Origin of the sequence: Bacillus sp. OV322 (genome assembly GCF_900112495.1) — a bacterium.
Lineage (GTDB): Bacteria > Bacillota > Bacilli > Bacillales > DSM-1321 > Peribacillus.
The window spans coordinates 91479-116533 of the sequence record NZ_FOMA01000008.1 but is presented as its reverse complement, the minus strand read 5'-3'; the positions used below and the strand labels follow the sequence as shown (position 1 = coordinate 116533).

At 40.5% G+C, this 25055-nt stretch carries 25 protein-coding genes and 2 pseudogenes; 5 read left to right on the top strand and 22 right to left on the bottom strand.

Features of this window, described 5'->3' with window-relative positions; all coding sequences use genetic code 11:
- Window positions 1-204: 204 nt before the first annotated feature.
- Both BM126_RS19005 and BM126_RS19000 read left to right on the top strand, forming a co-directional pair.
- Window positions 205-936: an ABC transporter ATP-binding protein gene (locus tag BM126_RS19005; RefSeq protein ID WP_090991001.1), complete on the top strand. Its 732-nt coding sequence runs from the start codon at window positions 205-207 to the stop codon at window positions 934-936.
- Window positions 933-1961, top strand: a complete 1029-nt coding sequence (locus tag BM126_RS19000; protein WP_090991000.1) for an ABC transporter permease — start codon at window positions 933-935, stop codon at window positions 1959-1961. Before BM126_RS19005 ends, BM126_RS19000 begins: the two co-directional genes overlap by 4 nt.
- A gap of 251 nt (window positions 1962-2212) precedes the next feature.
- Here the strand turns inward: BM126_RS19000 and BM126_RS18995 are convergent, their stop codons facing one another.
- The 8 genes and pseudogenes from BM126_RS18995 to BM126_RS23420 form a co-directional block, all read right to left on the bottom strand.
- Entirely contained in the window at window positions 2213-2683 is a 471-nt protein-coding gene (locus BM126_RS18995) for a hypothetical protein (protein ID WP_090990999.1), read from the bottom strand.
- Between the two features lie 629 nt (window positions 2684-3312).
- On the bottom strand, window positions 3313-6354 hold the full coding sequence (locus BM126_RS18990) for a beta-galactosidase, LacZ type (protein ID WP_090990998.1): 3042 nt from the start codon (window positions 6352-6354) through the stop codon (window positions 3313-3315).
- 68 nt (window positions 6355-6422) lie between these two features.
- Window positions 6423-6575 carry a response regulator gene (locus BM126_RS22575; protein WP_177201498.1) on the bottom strand — a complete coding sequence of 51 codons (153 nt, stop codon included), beginning with the start codon at window positions 6573-6575 and terminating at the stop codon, window positions 6423-6425.
- 324 nt (window positions 6576-6899) lie between these two features.
- Complete coding sequence (locus BM126_RS18980; protein ID WP_090990996.1) at window positions 6900-7664, bottom strand: MerR family transcriptional regulator; 765 nt, start codon at window positions 7662-7664, stop codon at window positions 6900-6902.
- Between the two features lie 695 nt (window positions 7665-8359).
- Window positions 8360-8857: an SMI1/KNR4 family protein gene (locus BM126_RS18975; RefSeq protein ID WP_090990995.1), complete on the bottom strand. Its 498-nt coding sequence runs from the start codon at window positions 8855-8857 to the stop codon at window positions 8360-8362.
- Between the two features lie 5 nt (window positions 8858-8862).
- Window positions 8863-9795, bottom strand: coding sequence for a hypothetical protein (locus tag BM126_RS23035; protein ID WP_256213184.1), 933 nt, complete (start codon window positions 9793-9795; stop codon window positions 8863-8865).
- A 28-nt stretch (window positions 9796-9823) separates the two neighbouring features.
- Window positions 9824-10009: a hypothetical protein gene (locus BM126_RS23030; RefSeq protein WP_256213183.1), complete on the bottom strand. Its 186-nt coding sequence runs from the start codon at window positions 10007-10009 to the stop codon at window positions 9824-9826.
- A 15-nt stretch (window positions 10010-10024) separates the two neighbouring features.
- Window positions 10025-10126, bottom strand: a pseudogene (locus BM126_RS23420) (hypothetical protein); the annotation flags it as partial.
- A 52-nt stretch (window positions 10127-10178) separates the two neighbouring features.
- On the opposite strand from BM126_RS23420, the pseudogene BM126_RS23415 reads away from it, so the two are divergent.
- A pseudogene (locus tag BM126_RS23415) lies at window positions 10179-10295 on the top strand (IS3 family transposase); the annotation flags it as partial.
- Window positions 10296-10651: 356 nt separating this feature from the next.
- Here the strand turns inward: BM126_RS23415 and BM126_RS18955 are convergent.
- The 5 genes from BM126_RS18955 to BM126_RS18935 form a co-directional block, all read right to left on the bottom strand.
- Window positions 10652-11155 (bottom strand): hypothetical protein, encoded by a 504-nt coding sequence (locus BM126_RS18955; protein ID WP_090990992.1) that lies wholly within the window; start codon window positions 11153-11155, stop codon window positions 10652-10654.
- An 11-nt stretch (window positions 11156-11166) separates the two neighbouring features.
- The gene (locus tag BM126_RS18950) at window positions 11167-12000 is read right to left on the bottom strand and encodes a hypothetical protein (RefSeq protein ID WP_141770106.1); all 834 of its coding nucleotides are present in this window, start codon (window positions 11998-12000) and stop codon (window positions 11167-11169) included.
- A 155-nt stretch (window positions 12001-12155) separates the two neighbouring features.
- Complete coding sequence (locus BM126_RS18945; RefSeq protein ID WP_090990990.1) at window positions 12156-12854, bottom strand: LXG domain-containing protein; 699 nt, start codon at window positions 12852-12854, stop codon at window positions 12156-12158.
- Window positions 12855-13082: 228 nt separating this feature from the next.
- Complete coding sequence (locus BM126_RS18940; protein WP_090990989.1) at window positions 13083-14612, bottom strand: HD-GYP domain-containing protein; 1530 nt, start codon at window positions 14610-14612, stop codon at window positions 13083-13085.
- A 133-nt stretch (window positions 14613-14745) separates the two neighbouring features.
- Window positions 14746-15672 (bottom strand): catalase family peroxidase, encoded by a 927-nt coding sequence (locus tag BM126_RS18935; protein WP_090990988.1) that lies wholly within the window; start codon window positions 15670-15672, stop codon window positions 14746-14748.
- A 330-nt stretch (window positions 15673-16002) separates the two neighbouring features.
- Between BM126_RS18935 and BM126_RS18930 the strand changes: the two genes are divergently transcribed.
- Complete coding sequence (locus BM126_RS18930; RefSeq protein ID WP_090990987.1) at window positions 16003-16617, top strand: YdcF family protein; 615 nt, start codon at window positions 16003-16005, stop codon at window positions 16615-16617.
- Window positions 16618-16704: 87 nt separating this feature from the next.
- Here the strand turns inward: BM126_RS18930 and BM126_RS18925 are convergent, their stop codons facing one another.
- The 9 genes from BM126_RS18925 to BM126_RS18880 form a co-directional block, all read right to left on the bottom strand.
- Window positions 16705-17553 carry an AraC family transcriptional regulator gene (locus BM126_RS18925; RefSeq protein ID WP_090990986.1) on the bottom strand — a complete coding sequence of 283 codons (849 nt, stop codon included), beginning with the start codon at window positions 17551-17553 and terminating at the stop codon, window positions 16705-16707.
- A gap of 131 nt (window positions 17554-17684) precedes the next feature.
- Complete coding sequence (locus tag BM126_RS18920) at window positions 17685-17933, bottom strand: VanZ family protein (RefSeq protein WP_090990985.1); 249 nt, start codon at window positions 17931-17933, stop codon at window positions 17685-17687.
- Between the two features lie 61 nt (window positions 17934-17994).
- The gene (locus BM126_RS18915; RefSeq protein WP_090990984.1) at window positions 17995-19266 is read right to left on the bottom strand and encodes an FtsW/RodA/SpoVE family cell cycle protein; all 1272 of its coding nucleotides are present in this window, start codon (window positions 19264-19266) and stop codon (window positions 17995-17997) included.
- The gene (locus BM126_RS18910) at window positions 19267-19674 is read right to left on the bottom strand and encodes a PadR family transcriptional regulator (protein ID WP_090991043.1); all 408 of its coding nucleotides are present in this window, start codon (window positions 19672-19674) and stop codon (window positions 19267-19269) included.
- A complete protein-coding gene (locus tag BM126_RS18905) occupies window positions 19667-20212 on the bottom strand; it encodes a sigma-70 family RNA polymerase sigma factor (protein ID WP_090990983.1) in 546 nt (181 codons plus the stop codon). The genes BM126_RS18910 and BM126_RS18905 overlap by 8 nt, the downstream gene beginning before the upstream one ends.
- Before the next feature lie 151 nt (window positions 20213-20363).
- A complete protein-coding gene (locus tag BM126_RS18900; protein ID WP_090990982.1) occupies window positions 20364-21002 on the bottom strand; it encodes a FusB/FusC family EF-G-binding protein in 639 nt (212 codons plus the stop codon).
- Window positions 21003-21448: 446 nt separating this feature from the next.
- Window positions 21449-21712, bottom strand: coding sequence for a CD3324 family protein (locus tag BM126_RS18895; protein ID WP_090990981.1), 264 nt, complete (start codon window positions 21710-21712; stop codon window positions 21449-21451).
- A gap of 253 nt (window positions 21713-21965) precedes the next feature.
- A complete protein-coding gene (locus tag BM126_RS18890) occupies window positions 21966-22685 on the bottom strand; it encodes a YebC/PmpR family DNA-binding transcriptional regulator (RefSeq protein WP_090990980.1) in 720 nt (239 codons plus the stop codon).
- A 966-nt stretch (window positions 22686-23651) separates the two neighbouring features.
- Window positions 23652-24260, bottom strand: coding sequence for a methyltransferase (locus tag BM126_RS18880; protein ID WP_090990978.1), 609 nt, complete (start codon window positions 24258-24260; stop codon window positions 23652-23654).
- Between the two features lie 166 nt (window positions 24261-24426).
- Between BM126_RS18880 and BM126_RS18875 the strand changes: the two genes are divergently transcribed.
- On the top strand, window positions 24427-25032 hold the full coding sequence (locus BM126_RS18875) for a hypothetical protein (protein WP_090990977.1): 606 nt from the start codon (window positions 24427-24429) through the stop codon (window positions 25030-25032).
- Window positions 25033-25055: the final 23 nt, after the last annotated feature.

Here is a 25055-nt window from a genome sequence, read left to right as displayed (position 1 = left end):
TCCAACACATTCAGAAAATGTGTTGGATAACCGACATATCCTTTGTTTCTGATTATTGATAATGGTTTTCTCTATAATTACAATGAAATTGCACAGCAAACAACGTGTTGTTTATTTATTTAAAGATATAGAGGAACTGAAATAAATGTGTATAAGAAAAATTATATAGTGTTATCACCGCCAATAAGAGGAGGTAAAAATCCAATGGATATTCAAGTCTCAAATGTCAGTAAAAGTTTTGAAAAAAAGACAGTTTTAAAAGATATTACCCTTACGATTCCAACTGGAGAAATATGTTGTTTGCTCGGTCCTTCGGGTTCTGGAAAAACAACGATGATTCGCCTGATGATAGGAGCTATTGCTGCGGATAACGGAACCATTCATTATGAAGACGTGAAAATGCCTAATATGAACATGTTAAAAAAGATAGGGTATATGCCACAGAACGATGCTTTGTATGACGACTTATCCGCTGAAGCTAATTTACGATTTTTTGCAGGACTTTATCATTTAGATAAAGTTCAATTAGAAAAGCGTATTGATGAGGTACTTTATTTAGTGAATTTAGCTGAGTATCGAAAAAAATTGGTGAAAAATTTTTCTGGAGGTATGAAAAAGCGGCTATCGCTTGCGGCTGCCATTTTGCATTCTCCTGAAGTTTTATTCTTAGATGAGCCGACAGTTGGAATCGACCCTGTGTTACGTCGAACGATATGGGACCAGTTTCAGGAAATTAAAAAATCAGGAACAACCATTATTGTTTCCACTCATGTTATGGACGAAGTGACAGAGTGCGATAAAGCAGCGCTCATTTATAACGGTTCCTTGATTCAATATGATACTGTCAAAAATTTACTTAATAAAACTGAAAGTGGACGAGTCGAAGAACTGTTCTTTATTGCTTCAAATGATTCAGAAGGTGGTGTTGGGCAATGATGAACTTAGCTAAACGTGTCATTCTCCAAACGTTAAATGACAAACGAAGCGTAATGATGATTTTAGTTGCACCGCTATTTGCTTTGACCTTGATTTATTTCCTGCTTGGTAATTCAAGTTATGTACCTTCAGTTGGAATAAATAAAAACACAATGCCTGTACCTCTTGTAACAGCGTTAAAAGCACAAGATTTAAAAGTTGTAAATGTTTCAAACAATGATGCTCAACATGCAAAACATTATTTGAAAGAACATAAAAATGTAGATGCGATTTTCACTATCTCAAAAAGCTCAGGAACGACTATTACAATGTTTGAATCTTCATCTAAGGGTGCAAAGGCAGTAAATGAAATTCAAAAGGCGATGACTTCATTAAATCCTTCGGCAAAAGTAAAAATGTCCTATGTCTATGGGTCGCAAGGTGAGTCAACATTTGATTCCCTCGGATATGTGTTTCTTGGTCTCTTCTCATTCTTGCTAGTGTTTATCATTTCGGGGATGGCGCTTGTAAGAGAACGAAGTGGCGGAACATTGGAAAGGTTGATGATGACACCAATCAAACGTGGTGAGGTCATTCTTGGTTACACGATTGGATACGGAGTATTTGCGATTATTCAAGCAATTCTTATTGTGTTCTATTCCTTATATGTGCTGAAATTAAGTTCAGTCGGGAACCTTGGTTGGATTTTGGCCGCAATGGTTTTATTAGCGGTTACAGCCGTTTCATTTGGTGCGATGATTTCTGTATTTGCTAGTTCAGAACTGCAAGTCGTGCAACTGATACCGTTTACTATTATTCCGCAAGTTTTCTTTTCGGGGCTGATTCCATTAGATGTGATTCCATACCATCTGGGAAATCTGTGTTACATTATGCCAGTTTATTATGGTGTAGCCGCAATTAAGAGTGTAATGCTTTATGGCGATGGTTTCCTTCAAATCTGGGGTTATCTTCTTGGTCTAATGGCATATGCTCTTCTGTTATACTTATTAAACACACACGCATTGAAAAAATTTAGAAAACTATAATATTCCTTATTATTGCGGTTTTGGTTTATGCTGCTTTTGAATGGATGTTGCTAACGAATTTTTTTTGAGCATTAAATATGTGCCAATTTAAATAAACGCCCTGAGAATAAAAACTCAGAGCGTTTTTCTACGCTAATATAAATGCTAATTGGAGTGTTAATCAAGGTGCGAATTTGGGTGTGATTTGATGTGAATTGATTTTGTATTTCACAACCGAACCCCTAATCTTTGGAATGATGCCGTTTTAGTTATTAAGGAATGAATTGTTCAGTTATTTTCACTATGACACCATTTTTAACGGTGATATGGAAGGGTATATAGCGGTACCGCTTCTTTTTCATTTCCTTAGTGAATGCTGACAAAGAAATTCTTTGTTTCTTTATATCGTTTGTTTTTTCTATTTGATAGGTCACCATTGTAATAACGGCACTTTTCGAGATTTTTAAGCTGCGGATTTTTTTATTCACATTTCGTATGTAATAATCATCCGGTACATAGCATTTCCCTTTATACCAGTAGCACTCGTGGTCTTTTTGGGCTTCCTGGCTGGCACGTTCGCCCCTATACCATTGGATATAATCGGCTTTTGCAGTAACACCTTTGCTGGTTGAATTCATGGATGTAAAATATGTAGTGGCATTCGTACTGGATGAAGCGGCAGATGCAAGGGCAGATGGCAGCAGAATCATGATGGCAATCAAGAAGATCAGGCACTTTTTCATATCTCATTCCTCCAAACAAATAGTAATTCCATATAACTATATGAGAATTTGAGAAAAATTAATCCCTTTGTTATCTATTTCGGTTCTGTTATCCTATACCCTTTTATTATTTAAGCTATTCCTTGTATTTTTATTTACCATTAATTGGACGATCCTCTTAAATGTTTCTTTCTTAATCTATGAAACTCCTCTGATTTTCTTTCTTTAATTCGTAATTAAATGTCCCCATGAATGCAAAAGAAAAGACGATTCCCCTAAGGAGAATCGCCAGTGCAGACAGACTTAGATATATCTTACATTATATAATGGGTACTTTTTAAATAAAAGATTTGTGACTGATAGTTCCTCCGCGAATGGCCTGCTGGCTGTTAGCGCCGTTAAACTCTGTAGGAAGCGTATACAAAGATACTTGAGCTTTAATCTCCCTCTCTCCTCTTCAGATAGTTTCAGAGGATCAAGTTCCTACTAATGGTTCGAAAGTAAGCTGTATTCGCCCTAGATGAAAGCGGTACATTGCGCAGTGTCTGGTGATTGGGCACTGCAGAAACATGAGAGCCCTTGCTATACAGGGGATAGGCCTCTATGTTTCAAACTATTGCTGTCCTGAATTTGTTTCCTTTTATAACAATCTAGATTCTGTCCATGGTAAATTCAAATTCCAAATCCTGATCTGCCAGCAGGAGATGTTCCTGGTGAACCGGCGCTCCCCAGCTGTCATCTCCGCCAACACCCATTTGTATTCCCGCAACCGTAACGACTGTATAATGCGTTTTCGGAAGTTCATAGTGATGCTGGGCATTTTCAAGTTCAAAAGCTGTATAAGGGGAAACATTGCACTCCAGCGGTTCACCAGCAGAGGCGATTTTGATTCCCTGCCCAAGCTTGTCTGCAATCTTCAATTCACGTACACCGGTCCGGTTTCCAGATTCCTGAGGCATAAGATAGGAAGAAATATTCTCTGAAACACTATTTTTAAAGATTCCGAGCCTTGCACCCATAGAACGGTCAGAATAGTTCTCTTCAGGGCCCATTGCATACCATTCAAGCTGATCATAATCTGCCGGAACCTTAAAAGTGACAGCAAAGATCGGCAGCTGCGGAAGCTTAGCTGCTCCTTTGTAAACAGAACGGACACGAACATGTCCAGCGCTGTCAATTGTGTATTTCATCATGACACCAATATCTCCGCTGATGGAAAATTTATAGGTGAAGATGATGCTAACATACCCATTTTCTTCTTCAACATCAATGTCTGTACATCTGCGTGCCATGCTTGCCGTATGCCAGCATCCTGATTCGAACATTTGGGAGAAGCCTCTGTCATTATCTGTTGTGGCTCTCCAAAACAATGGTGCCGGAGGAAGGGAAATCATCTCTCTTCCATCATAAACCAGGGAAACAAGACTGCCGGCCTGCTTGGAGAAGATCGCTCTGAAATCCTTGCCGTGCACCCCGATATTCACATCGCCATGGATAACCTTCAGCTCATCTATGCTTTCTATTGAAGGAGCCGCATGCTGAGCTTCCACTTGAAATACATACTGCCCAAATGCCATTTCATAGCCGGATTCCGCCCAATCCCGGTTTTCCCTGGTCCTGAAAAAGGTTTGGATACAATATTCGCCTGAACGCTCCGCAGCTTCCGCAGGCCAGTTAAAGTGAGCACGCCCTTCGCTTTGCGGCGCTACAGATGTTTTCAGTACACCCCCAAATACTTCCCTGCCCTCAAGGAACAAAATGTACTCCATGTCATATAGTGATGTGTCTGTGAAAAGACTGTCATTAAAGATGGTGACTCCATCTCTGTCCGGGTGCAGTTTGAAGTCCTGATACAAAAATTTCACTTCCTGCATCTTTGGAGACAGCTCGCGGTTGGCATACACAATTCCATTGGTGCAGAAGCCGTAATCTGTCGGCCGGTCCTCAAAGTCTCCGCCATAAGCAAGGAATTCCTGTCCGTAACGATCTTTTTTTATAAGTGATTGATCAATATAATCCCATATAAAGCCACCCTGATACATAGGATATTTCTTTTCTAAATCTGTGTATTTATACATGCCTCCCAAAGAATTCCCCATTGCATGCATATATTCGCAGCTGATGTAAGGCTTCTCCGGGTTTTCAGTTAAGTATGTCTCAATTTCAGCCGGCTTCGCGTACATTCTGCTTTCCATATCGCTGGTATCATTATAATTGCGGTCATAAAAAACACCCTCATAATGGACAAGCCGGCTCGGATCTGCTTTTTTAAAGTATTGGGAAACACTCAGGATCACTTCACCCGCATATGATTCATTCCCGCAAGACCATATTAGGATGGAAGGATGATTTTTGTCGCGCTCGAGCATGGATACTGCCCGGTCGATGACAATATCCCTCCATTCCGGTTTGTTTCCGGGAATATTCCATGAAGGCTCAACCACACCCATCTTCTGCCAGGATCCATGTGTTTCCAAATTCATCTCATCAATCACATATACGCCGTATTCATCACATAATTCATACCAATAACTTTGATTCGGATAGTGAGACGTGCGGACTGCATTAATGTTATTTCGTTTCAGTGTTTTGATGTCCCAGAGCATATCTTCCTTCGTTATGGCACGTCCAGTCCGGCAATTGAATTCATGCCGGTTAACGCCTTTAAAAACGATGCGCTTTCCGTTTAATGTCATCAACTTGTTAACCATCTCAAACCTTCTGAACCCAACCTTCTGCGGTACAACCTCTAATAAATGCCCGTCTTCATCAAATACTTGAATATACAGCTTGTATAAATAAGGGCTTTCTGCGCTCCATAGCTCCGGATTATCCAGAGTCAGCGACAAATTTGAGCTTCCGCCAGCATATTCCCCTGTTCCTGAGGCAACTTTATTTCCGTTTGCATCAAACAATTCCCCAGTGATTTTAGAAGGAACACGATTTTCAGCTAAAAATGAAAGATCTGCTTTTAGAGAACCCTTAGTAAATGTTGAATCCAGATCAGCATGAATGTGAAGATCTCTTATATGAATCTCCGGAATTGTATAAAGGTACACATCACGGAATATACCGGAAAACCTCCAAAAATCCTGATCTTCAAGCCAGCTTCCGGTACTCCTTTGGTATACTTCAACCGCAAGCTTATTCTTTCCTTCTGAAAGAAAAGGAGTAAGCTCAAATTCTGAGGGTGTGAAGGAGTCCTCACTGTATCCCACAAATTCTCCGTTCATCCACACATAAAAAGCGGATTCTACACCTTGAAAAGAAATATAGACTGGCTTGCCCTGCATGTTTTGCGGAAGTGAAAATTCCTTCACATAACTTCCCACAGGATTATGGTCCATCGGAATTTCCGGGGGACGGATATCAGCAAGGCCATCCCACGGATACATGGTATTCACGTATTGAGGTTTTCCGTAACCCTGCATTTGGATATGCCCGGGGACCTTAATGTCCCCCCAGCCCGAGCAATTAAATTCTTTTTCATAAAAATGATCGGGGCGGCTGCCAGGATTGGTGCTGTAGTCAAATTTCCAGTTTCCGTTTAATTCATGCCTCATGCTCATTTGCCCTGCGTCTTTTGCCTCCTTGAGCGTTTCATAGTAAACATGGTCAGAGTGTGCCGGAAGCCTATTTACTGCGTATTTATTAACATCACTTAACCAGCTGATTTCAGGTTTTATTTCCATATCTTTAAGATCCTCCCTTTTTTGGTTAAATAGCGGGCCTGGAACCGGGCTTACATTGACAGATGAATTTACTGATTTCCTTCAGCTTGGCCAGATTTACAAAACGCTTCACCGCAAATGATAAATCCCTCTTGCTTCCAGTTAATATAATGCTTAATGCCCTGTCTAATTAAAATTTCATCATCCACAATAAGCGTTCTGCACAGCTCTTGTTCAGCCAAACTTATCCCCCGCTTTTAATTATGTATAGTAAGCGCTTTTATTCCTATTATATAGCTTTCATGAATTTTGAATATAAAATTGCCCCAAGTTCCTTTTTCCATTTTTAGAGAAAAGGAGTTTTTGGGATCTATATAATGATTTCTTTTGAGCCATGTGCGTTAGAGGCGATTGAGGTTGAACTTTCTCATCCATTACAACCATTATTACCTGCCCGCAGTGGTTAAGGTCCGTGCTACCTAGAGCAGCAGCATCGGAAGCCAGGATAACTTCTGCATATAGTAAAAAAAGCAACTCTCCCGCAAAATGGAGGGTTGCTTTTTGGGTTATTTTTTTACGCCTGTGTAGATGTGGATGGCGTCTCTTAGAAATTCTGCCGTTCCTGGCTGGTCCTTGTCGTAATGCTGCTTAAACCGTTCGTCGTCCGCATACATTTGCGCAAGTCCGGCATGGGCCTCTTTGCTGTACTCATTCCAATAAAAAGTAAGCCATTGTTTATGCATTTCCGCAGCTTTTTGAGCGAGTTTCCCTGCAGGGTCACCCTCCTTAAAGGCGGCTGAAAGGGTTTGTTCCAATTCATCCGTCAGACGAGTAATCTCTGCGTGTTCTTCCTGTGTCATATTCTTCAGCTTTTCGTTTGATTTGTTTACGGTATCTTCACCGTATTTCTCTCGAATTTCTTTTCCGTATTGCTTCTCATTATCTTCAATCAGTTTTTGTTTAAACCCATCGAATTTTTCCTGATCTTTCATTGTCATTCTCCCTTCATGTGAAGCAATCGTTTTCTCTACGTTAAGGAGGAGTTCATCCAATTGCCTTCGTTTGTCCAGGAGTTTCTCACGGTGTTCTTTTAAGGCCTCGGTCCCGTTAAAGGCAGGATTGCTGACAATTTCCCTGATTTGTTCTAATGTGAGTCCGAGCTCTCTGTAAAATAAGATTTGCTGAAGTCGATCGACCTCCCGCTGGCCATAGATGCGGTAGCCTGACGAATTGATCCTTGCCGGCTTAAGGAGTTCAATTTCATCATAATACCGAAGTGTTCTCGTGCTGATGCCAGCCAGAATGCCTAATTTTCGGACTGTATATTCCATGTGATTCCCTCCTGACATCTTCACTTTACACCTTGACGCAGCGTAAAGGTCAAACCCATTTTTTAAAAAATCTGTTTTCGTAACCATGTGCTTTAGGAGGCTGATTTCCGTATCAGGATGCTCGCTTTCCGCGGGGGTGCGCTCGAGTTTCGCACCTTCCTCCACTCAACAATTCAATGAAAAACCTTTGCAAAATTGATAAACAAAGCACCATCTTTTAAGAAAGATCTTTTTAGAACGGGTTTTTGAGTACGCTGTCTTTCCATTGCTTCAAAGCTTTTAAATACTCCGGTATATCTTCGGGATGAAGTATCTGCAATGGACATTCAAGTGAACAGTCGGATCAACACTTCATCATGCAGATTAATTTGGCTATTGTTTTAGTTCGCTTACCTTCAGCCTTCTTGATTTGGTAGTCGGTATTGAACACTTCGTAAGAAAAAGGTTAAAGAATGAATAATGATGATATTATGGTTATTCTTAACAAATATAAGGAGTAAATAGGGAATACGTTTCAAAGGTGTTTTAAGTACTATATAATTCCTTAAAAACATAATATATGGCTAACAGGAGTTACTCATAATCTCTCAATAAAAAATAAACTATTCGTCACTCGGTGCCCCACAAACAAAAAAAGAAACCTTGAAAGGCATATAGACAATCAAGGTCAACTTTTTTTCTATATAAATGATTAGCTATTCAATCTCATCATATGCATCACCTAGGGAGATAAAATCACTTCTTAGCCAATACCAATATTGACCTTTATTTTTTATAAGTTGTTCAAGTAAATCAGTAAAAGAAGTAGCTATTATCTGGGACTCACCTACAAGTCCATGGCGATCAAAAAAACTATCGTAGCATCTACCTAGTCTATCTTCATTGAGGTCAATCGTTAAGTATTCATCCGTTCCATCATTACAAATAATATACCAGTTAGATGAGATATCTTCTTCACATAATTCTCCTACAATTATTGGATTTGCCAATACAAGCTTATCAGGAGACACAAGATAAATTGGATATTCCTCATTTTCAAATAGAATTAGTCCCCCACAAAGACTATAAAACTCTTTTAAATCATTAGGTAAAATATGCTTTTCTTCATCAATAATGGGTAATCCAGAAGGCTCAAAGATACGACAATGTGGTAAAGTGTTTATTTGTGTGAGCAACTGCTTTATCTTTTCCATTAGCTTCACTCCCGATAATTATATTTATTTAAGGAATTATAATATTCTTGTCTGGCTGATTTGGGAACATTTGCAGCATTAAACATTCTTTCTGTCAGTTCTTGTATCTCCCTTGGAGAGACTGATTGCCAATCAATTTTGCCCCCAACCTTCTTACCTGTTTTTTCATATAGCCATTCTCTATAAACAGCTTTTGTAGCAGCATGTTGTTCTTTTGTAAGTGCTACTGTTGGGGTATTCCCACCTCTACTTACATAGTTAGGAACATTATGTTTAGCCCATATATCCATAACACCATGATGATTTTCTAAAGGTGAATTACTAGGTCTATATGGTACTACATCATTAGGTTTAACAGTTTTATCTATACCTTTACTACCATTCCCCTCCGCACTAAACGCAGAAAGCCGGTCCATCAATCCTTTGCTGTTAACCGTATTATAGGGCACCTGCCCATCTACCGCAAACTGATAGTTCCACGGTGTTCTTTGGGGAATCTGCACAAATTTCCTGGCCTTGGAAGCGCTCTTTATTGCGGCTATTTTAGCTGTAGTCATCCCTGCTTTGGCGGCAGCTCCCATTCCTTTTGAGCCGATTGCATTGGCGAAAGCGGAACCGATGGCATATGTCACCCAGTGCGCCCTGGAATACCAATCTCCATGCACCATGTTTTTTTCATAGGAGTCGTGAATCGCTTTTGCCATAATCTTATAGGTTTGTTTGTAATGAATGACAGATTCATAGACTGCCATCTCCGCTGCTTCCGGGTCCATCACAAAATTAAAGATATCTTTCGCGAAGTCCTTTCCCGCATCAAGTAAACCTATAGTAGCTCCTTTTTTAAGCTCTTCTTCCATATACCTCATGTACAGGCTCCGCTGATCTTGATGGAGGTTTGTAAAGCCAATTTTATCAGCGACTTTCAAATATTCCTGCAATTTGAAACCTGCCGAGCAAGGTCTGCATTCAATTCCCTGCGCTTTCGCGCTTTCGCTCTTCCGCTTCTTTCTTCTTCACCTTTAGATAGGCTTCGTCTTCTTTTCTCTGCTCCTGCAGGTCTTTGTATACCTCACTACTTTTATAGGACTTGGCATTAAAGTACAGCGGAGATACTTTTCCGCCTCTTGTGCTGGAATCCCTGAGCTGCTTCATGAGAGCTGTGATGGAAACCTGGTCATCTTCTGATTCTGCGTATTCTGTCAGCCACTTCCCGTCAATTTCATTTAATTTGGCGAAGGTTTTATTCCGCTTATTTTCTGCTTTTTGAATTTCGTCCAGAAAGTCATCATCAGAGAAGGGTTTTAGATCAATAATGTCATGGATAGCAGGGCGTGGTTTTCCTTATGATAACGCTATTGCAGTAGCAACATTTAAAATCATCAAGACAGAATTCGTAAAACGCTGCCGTTTTATCAGTTTAGAAGAGTTAACAAGAGAGACTAAGGAGTGCTCTCAATTGAAGCGTAATCAGGACTGGTTATGTGGCAGGCAAAAACTTTTGTAACGCAAACAAAACCCCTTCCTTGAGAAAGAGGCTTTGTCTCATTATTAAATGTAAGGCCCAATAATTGAAAAGTACTATAAAGAAGTTCTTCGAAAACCTCACTTAATAATAAAAGTTCTTCATAAGGAAGACCTCTTTCTAGGAAATTTTTGTGGTGACTTAATTCTACCAAGAAAAGGTCTTCTTTTTTTCATTTTTTCCATTACACAAAATATTTTGTACTCTCTTAAATAGCTTCCATACTCAAATGAAATCCATTGCTCCTTATCAAAATAAGAATATATAAGAATTTATTTCTCTATTTCAAGTAACAAACTTTCCAAATTCAAAATATTTCTATTCCCTTCATTATTTAACGCTCTCATTTCTTTGATATATAACTTCGTTTTATTTACCAATTCTGTTTTAAGGTTTTCATAATTAACTTGTTTGTCTTTCCAATACTGAATTAAATTAGGCATCTTTTTCGTTTCTATTGCCCCACTTCCTTCAGGTTTATCAGCTGTAACTTTACTTATTTTCACTATATTTTTTTCTCTTATTAGTTCAATCCAAATCTTAGGTTTGTCAATATCACTTATTAAAACATAACTTTCAGTTTTCAAAATTAGTATTGCTTTTGAAAAATAGTACAACCACCAATAAATAGAAACTGAAAATTCATCGATATCTTCAGGGATGAGGATACCATAAGTTTCATTATCAATTTCAAATTGGAAATATCCGTCTGCCCCATTGAGCTCCATTTCATCTAAGCTATTATTTTCAAATATTTTATAACTTATTTTAAACATTGTCTTCCACCTTATTTAGTTATTTTTCTAATATCTTCAACTGTGAATTTATGTCTACCATACACACTACCTAATTGACCATCAGGATGAATAAAGACATCAATTATTTCCCCGCCTATTTCATATGTCTGCTTCCCAGTTTTACCTTGGTTTTTCAGATCATTATATGCAATTTCAGCATATTTATTTATCTCATCATCACTCCACTTTGGATTAAAAAAACTAGATTCTAATTTATCTGCCAGTTGAGAGTCGGATAAATATTTATACTGTTGCTTTATAGATTCAATATTATGCTTGTTAATATGCTTTTTATTCGTGGAGCTTAAAGGATACTTTATTTCAACTTTACCAGCACCCCCACCAACCTTCCCCTCACCACTAAACGCAGAAAGCCGGTCCATTAATCCTTTGCTGTTAATCGCATTATAGGGCACCTGCCCGTCTACCGCAAGTGAGTATTCGAGGGGTGTTTTTGAGGGAATCTGTGCCAGCTTTCCTGCCTTGGAAACAACAGTCTTTGTGGCTATTCTGGCTGTAGTCATCCCTGTTTTGGCGGCAGCTCCCATTCCTTTTGTGCCGGCTGCATTGGCGAAAGCGGAACCGATGGCGTATGTCACCCAGTGCGCCCTGGAATACCAATCTCCATTCACCATGTTTTTTTCATAGGAGTCGTGAATCGCTTTTGCCATAATCTTATAGGTTTGTTTGTAATGAATGACAGATTCATAGACTGCCATCTCCGCTGCTTCCGGGTCCATCACAAAATTAAAGATATCTTTCGCGAAGTCCTTTCCCGCATCAAGTAAACCTATAGTAGCTCCTTTTTTAAGCTCTTCTTCCATATACCTCATGTACAGGCTCCGCTGATCTTGATGGAGGTTTGTAAAGCCAATTTTATCAGCGACTTTCAAATATTCCTGCGGATTTGAAACCTGCCGAGCAAGGTCTGCATTCAATTCCCTGCGCTTTCGCTCTTCCGCTTCTTTCTTCTTCACCTTTAGATAGGCTTCGTCTTCTTTTCTCTGCTCCTGCAGGTCTTTGTATACCTCACTACTTTTGTAGGACTTGGCATTAAAGTACAGCGGAGCGGAGATACCTTTCCGCCTCTTGTGCTGGATTCGCTAAGCTGCTTCATGAGAGCCGTGATAGAAACCTGGTCATCTCTTGATTCAGCGTATTCTGTCAGCCACTTCCCGTCAATTTCATTTAATTTAGCGATGGATTTATTCCGCTTATTTTCTGCACTTTGAATTTCGTCCTGAAAGTCATCATCAGAGAAGGGTTTTAGATCAATAATGTCATGTATCCGATCTAATATCACTTTGAGGTCCCTTTTTTGGTCTGAAACTAGATCCTTGGATTTTTGATCTGCAAGGGCCACTTCACTTTCTAAAAAGGGAACATCGATAATCTTACCCTCTCCAAGCTTGGCTTCCTCCGCATCCCCGCTTATCCCCTTAAAAAAGGCAATATGCCTATCAACAAGACCCGTCCAAGCATCCACTGTATCAATCTGTGCCTGGTAAAACCCCTTAATGGCTTCGGCACCTTTTCCCTTCAATTCGTCATCCATTTTTACTATGAGATCAAATTCCTTCCTGATTGCCGCCAATTGTTTATGCAGACTTTCATATTCCTTTGTGCGTCCTTCCATTGCATCTATTAGTGCTTTTGCATCATAGAGTTTATCAGACATTTTTATCGGAATTCCTTTCTCGCAGACTCATCACAAATTTCTTTATTTGTAAATTATTGGATAGATGTATCTTAAAGGAAGAAAAATGCTCGCAAGTCATACAAGGATATTCCGTGAAAATAGTTCTAATGAACTACACACTTATCACGAACAGGAGACCTTCTTCCACAGCAGAAAAGTTTACGAATAAAGCCAAAAAAAAAGAACCAGATCAAATCCGGTCCTACATTACCCTGCATATTCTTCAGCCTGTCCCTCTTCTGCTTCCCGAAGCTTAATTTCTCCGTAATTAGCAATAAAAAGAGTGGTCAATTCCGGGTCCCACTGTGTTCCTTTGCCGCCTGCAAGGATGCTCAAAGCCTTTTCTTCGGGCATTCCTTTGCGATACGGCCTGTCAGAGGTCATTGCATCGAAGGCATCTGCTATAGCAATGATTCTGCCCATTAACGGGATGCCGACGCCTGTTAAGCCATCCGGATATCCTCTTCCGTCGTATCGTTCATGATGTGATCTTACACCGGGAAGCAATGGTGCCATGGATTCGGCGGGCTTTATTTCTTTTAAAATTTTCTCTCCTAATACTGGATGCTGTTTAATTTGCTTAAATTCTTCGTCAGTAAGTTTGCCGTCCTTAAGAAGAACATCATCACGGACGCCGATTTTTCCAATATCATGCAGCAGTGCGGTTTTATGCAAAATATCGAGCTCAGCTTCCGGCAGTCTTGCAAGCCTGCCGATTCTCAGGGAATAATATGCCACCCGCTCGGAATGCCCCGCCGTATAAGGATCTCTGGCATCAAGAGCCGCAGCAAGGGTCGAGAAGTAACTCTGGATGAGCAGGTTATTCATGGTTTCCCGCTCCTTCAGCCCGCTCACCATATGATTGAAGCCGGCCACAAGCATGGAAAACTCGTCCGAATAAATATCAGCTGTACGCACGTCAAAGTCGCCGCTCCGTACAGAGTCCAACCCCTTATAAAGGCTCGTAATCGGATGCTGCACCTCTTTTGACAATACCCAGGCTCCAAGTGAAGAAAAGATAATCCCTGCAAGAAGAATGATACCCGTCCATTTCCAGTAATCATGAGATTCATGAAGCACATTCTGGCGGATATACTCACCCAGACTGAAGAGGAACAGCGGAAATGTTCCAATTAAAAAGGTACTGAATTGAAATTTCCGCTGAATAGATACCAGCACCTCTCCGTTCAGAGACAAATCAATATTGTATAAATCCATGGAAAGCTGTCTGATGTGCATGGCAACTGGACGGATGGACTGTGATGTTAAAAAGAATTCGATAAAGGCATGCATACAAGCTACAAGCGGCAATCCAAAAGCAGCCAGCAAAATATAATAATGGGGCAAGTTCAAAAGTCCGCTATGGATGCCCCCCCAAAGCATGAGCATGGCTGGAATGGACAGACCCAGAAAATGCGGTCCAATAATCCGCTTAATTGCCAAAATTGGAAACCGGTGTGTCTGAAAATATACAGACTGCAGCATGCTGAAGTCCGGACTGCTCTCCAAAAACAGGCTCCGTATAGGGCGGATATGCCTGGAAAATACAATAAACTCTGCAAACAGCATAACAACAAGCGATATGAATAGAATGGACAGAAGGCTTACTATTTCCTCAGCCGATACCTTTAAAGCAAAGAAAATAAATATTCCTCCTACCCCGAATACAGCTGTCAGCGAACCGATTACATAGTTCCTAATCAGCTTTTTGATAAACGTCCTATATGTAATATGCAAAATTTCACCTGCGCAGTTAAGTTATTTCCTATCTTTTTCCTTATATCGGTTTTTCCGGATGTTTTTGAAATGAATCACAAAAAAAGCTGTCTCAAAGGCATGGTGCTTAACGTCCTTTGAAACAGCTACGCTTTCATTCATTATGAATTCTGCGACGATAGGATTCCTTGTAAGCAGCATGGCGAAAATGCAGGATTTTATCCTCAGACAATTGAATTCCGTCTGTTATCACTGTTGGATCAAAAAGCAATTCTTCTCCTTGATCTTCAAGCCTTTCTGTTATTTCGAGATGGCCTACAGTCATTTTTTGTCTGTCTTCAGGCCAGAGTACGGTTGGATCATCCGTAGGGTCTTCTTCCGCTCCCAGCTGGATATCAAGGTCAAACCCTACAGGCGCCTGTTTTAGGCGTTCATCCATTTCTTGATCAAGATAGTCCTCTGGACGATTTGCCGCTTCTTTTAGCTTCAGCATGCCGAGCCCTGCATCTGGCTTCCATTGGTATTTAACCGCCTGCCTTCTTCCTTCTTTATCCACAAAATAAAAAGCATGAATCGAATAGTATTGTGCAGAGCCATAGCTTGCTGGAGGGTGCATTTCCTTCAAGATCCGAACTGCAGCATCGCCTTCCGGGTATTTCACAAGCACCTTCATCAGGCTTTTAAGATTTGGCAAGCCTGTTTTCGCTGATTTTATCAATTTAAACATTTCGGAGAATGCCTCGGGAGATTTCGCAAAGAAAACAGGGATAGTAACAGCTATTAAATTAGTGATCTCTCCGTTCCCTAATTGAAATTGCACCGACATCCCTTTAACAGGAGTTAGGGCATCTGAGTGGCCGGGATTGGGCGAACTGTTGGAAAACCGGACAATAACAGGCACAGGTTCTGTCTGCAGGTGAGGAGCAGTGGTGAGAGGAGCTGCCTTTCCATTCGGAGTGAATATCCCCTTATAGCAGCGCCCTCTGGCATGGGCACGCCGATACCCGGGAAACGTGCCTGAAATATGTTCAATATCATCTACTGCTTGTACCGCTAAATCGGAGTGATCGTTCGGTTTCATATGAATCTCCTGTCTATTGATTATTTTTCAAGCCAACGTATATATTCTTACGTGTACCCCATCACCATGAATTGTATTCAAGTGTCCTTTTAAAAACATCCTCATTAAAAGCAGAATACTGTCAGTAATTTTCTCTAAAGTTTACGAATATCCTATGTTATACTTGTCATGGCCAAGCAATGGCGAGCACAGTTTTACCATGACTGCAAATGGATATTTAATAAACAAAAAGAGTTTTTAAATTTTTATTTTCACATAAATATGATTCTTGCTTCTCACAGTCCGCAATCTGCATCAAGGCTTTGAAGCATTGGTAGAGGAAGGATAAAAATGCGGAAGAAACGTACTTTTAAAAAATTAATGGCGGTGATGATTATTTTCATCATTCTTATAGAGCTTGCGGGGAATTTTCTTGTTGTGGATGAAAAACCTGTTAAATCAGATGTTGTAATTGTATTAAGCGGCGACACTAACCGCCTGGAAAAAGGAATCGAATTATATAAAAAGGGGTATGCATCTCATCTGATGTTCTCTAACGGCCGTGAAAACAACCTTTATCAGGGATCCCGTGCATCCGGTATCCCTGCCCGCTCCATCATTTTAGAAAATCATGCGACAAGCACGTCGGAAAATGCCTTATTTACAGAAAAGCTTATGAAGCAGCACGGATTGAAATCTGCGATTGTGGTTTCCTCCAATTATCATATGAGACGGGTTAAATATAATTATGATAAGGCATTTAAGAAAACAGGCATCACTCTGACCTATTGCTCAAGCGGCGGCAGCCATTATCATCCTGCAACGTGGTGGCTGACAAGCCTGAACAGGAAAATCACCTATACTGAATACATTAAGCTGGTTGGCAACTATTTTGGTTTGAATGGAACAAACTCAAAAAAGACACTGAAAAAGTTCTTCAGCATCATCCCAGATAAAAATTCATAAAACAGTGTGGAAAACCAGCATCCAAGATGGAATGCTGGTTTTTGTGGCGACCGGTCCCTGCTTCATAAAAATGCAAGTATCATTTACTTATTTTACTGGAATCCAAATTTCAGAATAGTAATCCGGGCTTGACGGATCTCCGTCGGAATAGACTTCCATCTCCGGGGTGCCTCCATGCTGATAATGCCCTGATGGAAACCACTCTGACATGATTTGCTTCCACGCCTTTTGAATGGCATCCGGCATTGCACCATGAACTTCAAAAACACTCCATTTTGAGGAAGGCATCGTAAAGGCTGATAATCCTTCTGGTACTTCACCGCCGTATTCTGCAGCGATCCAATAATCCATCTGCTGATTTTCACTGCTTTTATCCACACATATTCCGTACATTCTTCCATTGTCCAAGCTAAGCAGCACGTCATTTGTTCCATCAGAATGGACATCGTTCCAAAAAAGCGGGATTCCCTTTAAATTTTCACCGCCTGCTAACGAAAACTCCCGTTTGACACCAACAACTTGAAAACTTTCCCGTTCTACAATTTTATACTTCATCGGATCTCTCCCTTTCAAGGTTACCTGGATAATCAGGCGATTATAAGCATTCAGCTTTCCATGATTTTTCCTGACTTCACTGGGTTTTACGCCGTGCTGCCTTCGGAAAGCCCTGGAAAATGCCTCCGGAGTGTCATAGCCGTACTTATAGGCCAGGTCGATAATTTTGCATTGAGATCTAACTAACTCCTGGGCTGCCAGTGTCAAACGCCTGCGCCGGAGATACTCACCGACAGATACATCAGTCAGCAGCGCAAAGGTGCGCTGAAAATGAAAAACAGAGGAATTCGCCTCTTTCGCGATCTGTTTCATATCCATATCCTCCAGTAAATGATCCTCCATATAATCGATCGCTTTTTGCAAAGACTCAACCCAGCCCATATCACTCACTCCTTACTTCATATCCTACCAGCCTCAGTTCGGGCAATCCTGTCAATTTGTGCTTTGTTCTGACTGGTTTTTGACCTTGTTAAATTTCTGCATAAGTAATTCAGTCAGCAGTCTTTTTTATGTCATCCGCCGATAAACATCTGCTGCAGGGATTTGATGCGATACTTGTTTGCGACGGCGGTTATTAGTTGGTATAAAATATAGCCGAGAATAGCGCCTGCCGTATTGCAGATCACATCGTCAATGTCGACAGTCCTGCCCATTTCACTTGAAACTAGCAACTCAAAAAATTGCAGAAACTCAATTCCTATCGACATAAGCACTCCCAGTAATAGAATCGATTTCAGTCTCCTGAATTTCTGCCATAACATCGGAGTCCTGCTGCTAATGCTAAGCTACCATTAAGCAGAATCAAAATATCCTCATCCTCTCTTACCTTTTTTCTGCAGAAATCCCCGCCGCGACCAGGTTTTTCTTTCGGTATACACTGAGTACAATTCCAATCACAGCAGCATTAAGCAATGCAGGCGCCAATCCATAGCTGATGAACGGAAGAGACATCTCCGTCATAGGAAAAACACCCGCTGCCATTCCAATATGGCAGGCAAACTGGACTGTAAAAAATGCAGCTGCACCAACAGTAAGAAGTTTCCCGTACCCATCCTTCACCTTTGAAACCGTCATGGCCATTCTTACCGGGAACATAATCAGAATCAGCACAAGGAAAGCAGCTAAGAGCCATCCATAGCAGTAAGTGAAGCTAACGAAAACAAAATTGGTGTAAGGCTCCGCAATGAAAAGGTCATAGGGGTTTGATTGGCCGAACCATCCTGCATGGGTTAGCAGCTTTTTAGCTTGCATACTCGTATATCCAGTATCATGGTAAGGATGTAAAATCGCCAATATCCTTTCTTTTTGATAATACCTGGCACTATGCCAAAAAATGGCAGTGATAAAAGCTAGCATCATTGCCGCTGCTGACCAGATGGCAATGATGGTTTTCCTTGAAAAAACACTTTTCCAAAGCATGATAAAAACCATCATGCTATAGATAAAGGCTGCAGAAAGATTTGGAACATAACCAAACAAAATAAGCGGTACCAGAAATAACAGTACAAAGTGCCAAACTTTACATTTGCGGTTATTCATAAAAGAAGCATACGCTAGGTAAAAAAACGGCATTACCATAATGCTGTCTAAAGTAATGGATCCGAATTTCAAATATGCCTTTCCATTAATCGTTAGGTTAGAAAAAAAGTCGATTCCAATCAGAAACAATACTCCGACTGTATAAAACAGCCATCCGGCTCTCTTCCATTTCCTATAATCTATCTTCATCAGCACAAAAGCAGCCGCTGCACTGATCACTACTATAATCACTTTTGATAAGATAAACCGGGGAACCAAGAAACCCGGCATTAACAACGGCAAAAATCCAAGGCACAAAACCGTACAAAGCAAGCCTAACAAGTACCAGTCCGGCCTTGGACGGTGAACCCTGTTAAGCTGCTGGCCAATTTCTTGCGGGCTTCCCATCCTCTTGATTGCTTTTTCTTCAGCTTCAGTCTCTGCCATGCCCTTTTGAAGAAAGCTTTTTTTCGCTTCCTCCAAATGATAGCCTAATTCCTCTGACACATACTGTTTCGCTTCTTTAGACCGGATTTGGGCAGTGACCTCGCTTATAAAGGTTTTTTTATCAGCCATTTATGCCTCACCTCTCAGCCAGTTTCTTGAAAACCGCTCATGTTTTCCTGCTTTTTCTGATTTTTTCAGCACTTTTCTTCCTTTATCCGTCAGCTGGTACAGCTTTTCAGATTGATCCCAGGATGACTGCAAAATCCCGGCCTGTTCAAGCTGATGCAATACGGTATATAAAAAACCTTCATTATCTTCGAATTTTTTTATGCCGCGGCTCTGTAATTGCCCGGCCAAAACAAACCCGGTTTTTTCATGTACCGTCAGCTGCATGACTGCTAGTAATATATCTTCTTCCCAATCATTGCCCCTGCTGATTTTCTTACGGATTTCCGCAGCATGGTCCCCGGTGAATTGGAGCTCCCTGAATGCTGTTTTTTTCATAGATTTCCGAAGCCCTTTTAAACGTTCATCCATCATACTGATCCTCAATTCCTTCCTTAAGAAGCTTTTTAGCCTTCCTTAGCCTTGTTTTCACAGTATTCTCCTTCGTATCTATCAAAACTGAAATCTCTTTTATTGGCAATTCCTCATAATAATATAAATAAACCACTTCACGATATTCAATCGGCAGGCTCATTACCGCAGAAACCAGGCGGCTATCCTCATCCTTCTGAATAACTGCTTCTTCTATTTCATCACTTTTAGTGGACATGTTCGGCGGCTCTTCTTCAGAAACCAAAACACGTTTGTTATACCAGCTTTTCAGGTAATCCTTGCAGGTATTAATCGCAATCCGCCAAAGCCATGTTCTAAGCTTCGATTTTCCGTTATATGTATGAAGGGATTTATAGCACTTGATAAAGATATCCTGTGTTAAATCCTCGGCAACTTCTTTACTGTTCACATATGAAAAAGCGAGCTGCAATATGTCCTGTCCATATCTTTTCATAATTTCATCAATCAGTTCATCACTATCTGCAAGTTCAGATACGTCAAGCATTAAATCCTCCATCTCTGCCCCTCCTCTCTATAACTTAGACGAGGCAGCACATTGAAAAGTTTTCCTTATTTTCTATTTTACTGAAAAAAAGACACAAAAAGGGCCAAGAATCCATTTTAAGGTGTCTTGGCCTTTTACGCAGTACTTGTTCACTGATGAAGCATTACCCATTCAGCCGCTCAAAAAAATCGTGTAATTTATCAAGTGATTTAAGATGTTGATTGCAGATCATGCTGTCCGTGCAAATATAGTTTCCTCTTTTAATAAAGGTATCCCTGCCTGACCCTTTTGTTTCAGACACGAATAAGCCAAGTTCCTGGAAACTGCTGCATATCGCACACATGCCTTTTTGATTAATGCTGCGGAAGGTCCCATGCAATCCAGCAAGCTTATCGCCCTGCTGTATAATGAGATATTTTCTGTTAGAGCCCGCATCATTCCACCCTAAATAAGATATATCACGAAAATCCCATTCTTCAATAGAAGGAACCCGGAGCTTCTTTACCTTCCGGAACAATTTCTTAATGCCTTCCTCTGAAATGGATTTAAAAGGAATAACATAAGGGTAAAGCCTCGCAGCATAGGCATCTGCTTGTGCCTTATCCTCAACGTTATGAATGGCCTCAATCAGCTCTGTTTGTTCCTCGTTTAAATCACTGAACAGACCCGCAGCTTTCTCCTTTGCAAGATCCTTAACCGTGCGGCGGACATTCAGGTCGTTTGCTGTCGCATGGCCATTTATAATGATCTGTGTCTGATATTTAATAAAGTTAAACTGGTCACTCCTAATGAAAGGTTCCATACCAATCCCTCCCTGCTCTCCTCTTTACTATAAAAGAAAAGCAAATGCCAGTAAATGGAGAAAATGAATACGAATCAAACTATACCTAAAACTTTACTGCATTAAAAGCAGAGTATTCCAGCTGTCCTTCTCTTACATGAGGAAAACCATGATAATATTAATGATTACTATAGTGATCAGGAATCCCAGTATAAATTTTTTAGCCGTAGCACTCATACTGCCTTTTTGTACTCCCCAATAAATTAAAATTGAGATAATCACTACTATTAATAGAACTGCAGTTTGCATTATTTCACCCCCTGCCTGAAGTTATGTCCAAATAATTTTTGAATATGACAAATAAATCACTGCTTAACAACTTCCGATTTCCATAAATGAGATTCCAGAAAATGGCCCCGGCATAAAACCGGGGCCATTTTGATAGTCCATATGATTGCCTTGCATTCTTATTTGGAATAAACGATTTTTTTTATCGTTTCAATGGAGAGGCAATATTCCTCAGATAAATGATAAATGCTGCTGCCGCTCTTAAAGGCAGTCTTTATTAAAGCATTTCTGTCATCAATCAGCTTTCGGCTTCCAGAACGCGTACCCCACTTTTGGTATGCAGCTTCTTGCTTTGGAATATAAATGGTCTCTCCTTGAACATACTTTTGAATTTCAAGTATCAGCTTTTCAGGTAGTATAGCGGTTGCTTTCACATATTTCATTTCTGCCAGCCCCTTATTTTTAATCCAATGAAATAAGGTGCAAAGCCGAATAGATGAAAGGCAATATACGCTTACTTGGGCGATTTGTTTAAAATAGAAGACCGCCCCATGCAAAGTATCGCCATTTCAAAATCAGGCTTTGCATGAGACGCTGCAGAGTTCGGCATGGAAATTGCCATTGCTGCCACCTCCTTATATGTTAGTTAAAAAGCGCAAGCACCTTAATGGGCGCCTGCGCAGGATTATAGATGCATTATTCTCCAAAATCTACGTTGTGGTAGACCTGCTGAACATCATCAAGATCCTCAAGCGCATCTATCATTTTCTCGAATTGTGCCTGTGCATCCGCAGGGAGTTCAAGATCATTTTGTGCCAGCATTGTCAGCTCAGCCACTGTAAACTCAGTGATGCCAGCGTTCTTGAAAGCTTCCTGCACAGCATGGAATTGATCTGGCTCTGCATACACGATCACTGAATCCTCTTCTTCGATGATATCCCGAACATCCACATCTGCTTCCATCAGAAGTTCAAGTACTTCATCCGCGGTTTTGCCTTCAACGCCAAAGACCGCCGTTGCATCAAACATGTACGTAACCGATCCGCTCACACCCATGTTTCCGCCATTTTTTCCAAATGCCGCACGAACATCGGAAGCTGTGCGGTTTACGTTATTTGTCAATGCATCAACAATGACCATTGAACCATTCGGGCCAAATCCTTCATAGCGAAGCTCGTCATAGCTTTCCTCTGAGCCGCCCTTTGCCTTTTCAATTGCACGGTCAATGATGGTTTTCGGCACACTGTACGTTTTTGCGCGCTCCAGCACAACTTTCAGCGCAGTATTTGATTCCGGATCCGGCTCACCCTGCTTGGCTGCCACATAAATCTCGCGGCCAAACTTGGCATAAATACGGCTAGTATTCGCATCTTTTGAAGCCTTTTTCTCTTTAATATTATTCCATTTACGTCCCATTGGGTTCCACTCTCTTTCGGGTTCACAAAATGATTAAATAAACTTAGCCAATGCTGCATGCTTCTTTGGTATCACAGAAGCCCTCACGTGGCACTTCCCAGCTTTTTGCATTCTCCTATATTATACCTCAACTATACATGGTCTTTCGAGTTTTATACCTGAAAATGTTTTGAAGTATTCTTGGCGCTTTGAATGTACCGGAGCTGACCTTTAATTTTGGATCTGGCTCGAATGACAAGCCATTTGGCTCTAATGAAGCTTAATCTCGCTCTAATCACACATGATTTGGCTCGAATGAAGCCTCATTTGGACTTATTATCCATTTTATTTCCAATTTTATTGTTGAATGGCCCTGATATTTAATAATAGGTGCCCATAAATCCATGTGAATCGCTCATATCTTTTTGATTCTGCTCGCAACGCACGTCATTTTGCTAAAAAAATTTGATTGGGAGAATTAAACTTCAGTTTCCCTCCATATAAAAAAACCAAGCAAAGAATTCTCGGCCTGGTTTTCAATCTTTTCTATAAACCTATAATAATTTTGTGGCATTTTTTCAACATTATCATAGATATCTTGATGTATGATTTATATGGGTGTATCCTTGAAAAAAAAATAGAGAAAGAAGTTTTTAAATTGAAGAGGCTTATTCTTTTTTTTGCGGCTGTAATTATCAGCTGCTCGCTCGGACATCAAATAAATGGAGGATACCGCGATCCCCGCAAATCCCGGATTAAATACATCCGCATGAAGTAGCTTCTCTCACACCGGCAATAAAGTTCCGGCCATTCATCGGGAACGCTCACGTTGTCTTTTAAGTTTAATCATGCCCTTGTGCTTCGGAACGATTTAAATGCGGCTGCACTCCATTGTAATCGTTCCCTCAAGTTTTGCATGAATTTTCTCTTACTAAAAATAACCCCGCCTTTAAAATTCTAGTTAGAATCAAGTTCCAGGTTCTCCATTCAATAAGCCAAACGGTAGATTAAAAACTTTTCAAAAGGATTGCTTTCATATAATCCCGGCAGCAGAACTTGTTCCCTCAATTCAAAGGCTGTCTGATTTTCAAGGAAAAAAGTATAATCCTCTGATCCATAATATAAAATCAATTCTATTTCCCTCTTGTTTTCTTCCACAGACTGCAGAATATTTTTGACCACATTCATGAAAATCTGGACTGAAAAAGGATTGAAAAAATAAAACACGTTATCAGAAGGATGAATTACATAATCTTGTGCAAGTGTGCACTGAAACTGGATTTTTTCCGGTGTATGCCTATTTTTCTTTTGATAGCTTTTCCTGTTTTCCAATGCTTCCCGGTAAAATTTTTCATCCATTTCAATACCGGTAACATGTGCATTGAATAGATGGTGTATGTAAAAGTTCAAGCGCCCTTTTCCGCAGCCGAAATCTACAATCCTATCACTGCTTTCCAGTTCATGCTGAGTAAATAAATGCTCAAGCGCACTGTACGGCGTTGGCTCGTAGCGGTGATAGTGCAGCGACTGATGAAATCCCTTCTGATCTCCGCCCGTTTTAATATTCAGCAATGCATCATAATACTTTTCGTTCATAGCTAAACTCCTGACTGATGGCTTTCTTTGTAATCCATTATACCTTATCCTTTCTTTCTTTAAAGGAACTCGCTATTGTTCCTCCATTGCCAAGACAGTGATTAACAAAAGCCCCAAATACCATTTTCTGTTAATATGTAACTATAAGAAGGGAGTGATACATACAATGAAGCGAATTCATTTTGAATCGGCGGCAAAATACTATGACGAAAGCATTATTAATATTGACGAACAGATTTGTGCTTTGCTGAAACAGCGCAGGGAACAATCAAATAGCAATCCTGGTTTTCCGGGTGCAGGGCTTCTCAAGAATTGGGCAAGTGAATATGAACTGTATGAAGATTTACTGCATGGCTTATTTTCCATGCTAAGAGATGAGGAAACCTTTCGGCCTATTGTTGAACCAAATCAGTACCGGAAACTCCTGCCAGTCCTTAAACTAGTGGAAAAAGAAGATTCCGTATACTCCGTTACCTTTATAAAACAGTATGATAATGCAAGTGTCGTAAATCTGAACATTGATCGGGAAATTCCATCAGGCCCTGATGAACGCGAAAATCGGTTTCACGGTTTGTGGGAGCTTAAGATCAGCGGAGATTATTACTGCAGAATGACTGGCGGCGGCGGATCAGATGGACATATATCTTACCAATTCGTCGTCTCTCCTCCATTGCCGGACAATCTATCCGGACTGGAATTAGTTTTCAGTGAAAACCGCAATCCTTTTTTTGACAAACGGGCAGGGCAGGAAATAGCCGTACTGCTGGACTAGATATCACAACCGGGAAGCCTGGT

Excerpts from the sequence above, each read along its gene's own strand:
- BM126_RS23030 (WP_256213183.1), bottom strand. The coding sequence starts at position 10,009 with ATGAAGCAGCTCAGGGATTCCAGCACAAGAGGCGGAAAAGTATCTCCG.
- BM126_RS18955 (WP_090990992.1), bottom strand. The coding sequence starts at position 11,155 with ATGTTTAAAATAAGTTATAAAATATTTGAAAATAATAGCTTAGATGAA.
- BM126_RS18875 (WP_090990977.1), top strand. The coding sequence starts at position 24,427 with ATGAAGCGAATTCATTTTGAATCGGCGGCAAAATACTATGACGAAAGC.
- BM126_RS18995 (WP_090990999.1), bottom strand. The coding sequence starts at position 2,683 with ATGAAAAAGTGCCTGATCTTCTTGATTGCCATCATGATTCTGCTGCCA.
- BM126_RS18905 (WP_090990983.1), bottom strand. The coding sequence starts at position 20,212 with ATGGAGGATTTAATGCTTGACGTATCTGAACTTGCAGATAGTGATGAA.
- BM126_RS18950 (WP_141770106.1), bottom strand. The coding sequence starts at position 12,000 with ATGGAAGAAGAGCTTAAAAAAGGAGCTACTATAGGTTTACTTGATGCG.
- BM126_RS18890 (WP_090990980.1), bottom strand. The coding sequence starts at position 22,685 with ATGGGACGTAAATGGAATAATATTAAAGAGAAAAAGGCTTCAAAAGAT.
- BM126_RS18920 (WP_090990985.1), bottom strand. The coding sequence starts at position 17,933 with ATGTTATGGCAGAAATTCAGGAGACTGAAATCGATTCTATTACTGGGA.
- BM126_RS18930 (WP_090990987.1), top strand. The coding sequence starts at position 16,003 with ATGCGGAAGAAACGTACTTTTAAAAAATTAATGGCGGTGATGATTATT.
- BM126_RS18895 (WP_090990981.1), bottom strand. The coding sequence starts at position 21,712 with ATGAAATATGTGAAAGCAACCGCTATACTACCTGAAAAGCTGATACTT.
- BM126_RS18910 (WP_090991043.1), bottom strand. The coding sequence starts at position 19,674 with ATGGATGAACGTTTAAAAGGGCTTCGGAAATCTATGAAAAAAACAGCA.
- BM126_RS18975 (WP_090990995.1), bottom strand. The coding sequence starts at position 8,857 with ATGGAAAAGATAAAGCAGTTGCTCACACAAATAAACACTTTACCACAT.
- BM126_RS18915 (WP_090990984.1), bottom strand. The coding sequence starts at position 19,266 with ATGGCTGATAAAAAAACCTTTATAAGCGAGGTCACTGCCCAAATCCGG.
- BM126_RS18945 (WP_090990990.1), bottom strand. The coding sequence starts at position 12,854 with ATGTCTGATAAACTCTATGATGCAAAAGCACTAATAGATGCAATGGAA.
- BM126_RS18990 (WP_090990998.1), bottom strand. The coding sequence starts at position 6,354 with ATGGAAATAAAACCTGAAATCAGCTGGTTAAGTGATGTTAATAAATAC.
- BM126_RS18900 (WP_090990982.1), bottom strand. The coding sequence starts at position 21,002 with ATGGAACCTTTCATTAGGAGTGACCAGTTTAACTTTATTAAATATCAG.
- BM126_RS19005 (WP_090991001.1), top strand. The coding sequence starts at position 205 with ATGGATATTCAAGTCTCAAATGTCAGTAAAAGTTTTGAAAAAAAGACA.
- BM126_RS18980 (WP_090990996.1), bottom strand. The coding sequence starts at position 7,664 with ATGGAATATACAGTCCGAAAATTAGGCATTCTGGCTGGCATCAGCACG.
- BM126_RS18925 (WP_090990986.1), bottom strand. The coding sequence starts at position 17,553 with ATGGGCTGGGTTGAGTCTTTGCAAAAAGCGATCGATTATATGGAGGAT.
- BM126_RS18935 (WP_090990988.1), bottom strand. The coding sequence starts at position 15,672 with ATGAAACCGAACGATCACTCCGATTTAGCGGTACAAGCAGTAGATGAT.
- BM126_RS18880 (WP_090990978.1), bottom strand. The coding sequence starts at position 24,260 with ATGAACGAAAAGTATTATGATGCATTGCTGAATATTAAAACGGGCGGA.
- BM126_RS19000 (WP_090991000.1), top strand. The coding sequence starts at position 933 with ATGATGAACTTAGCTAAACGTGTCATTCTCCAAACGTTAAATGACAAA.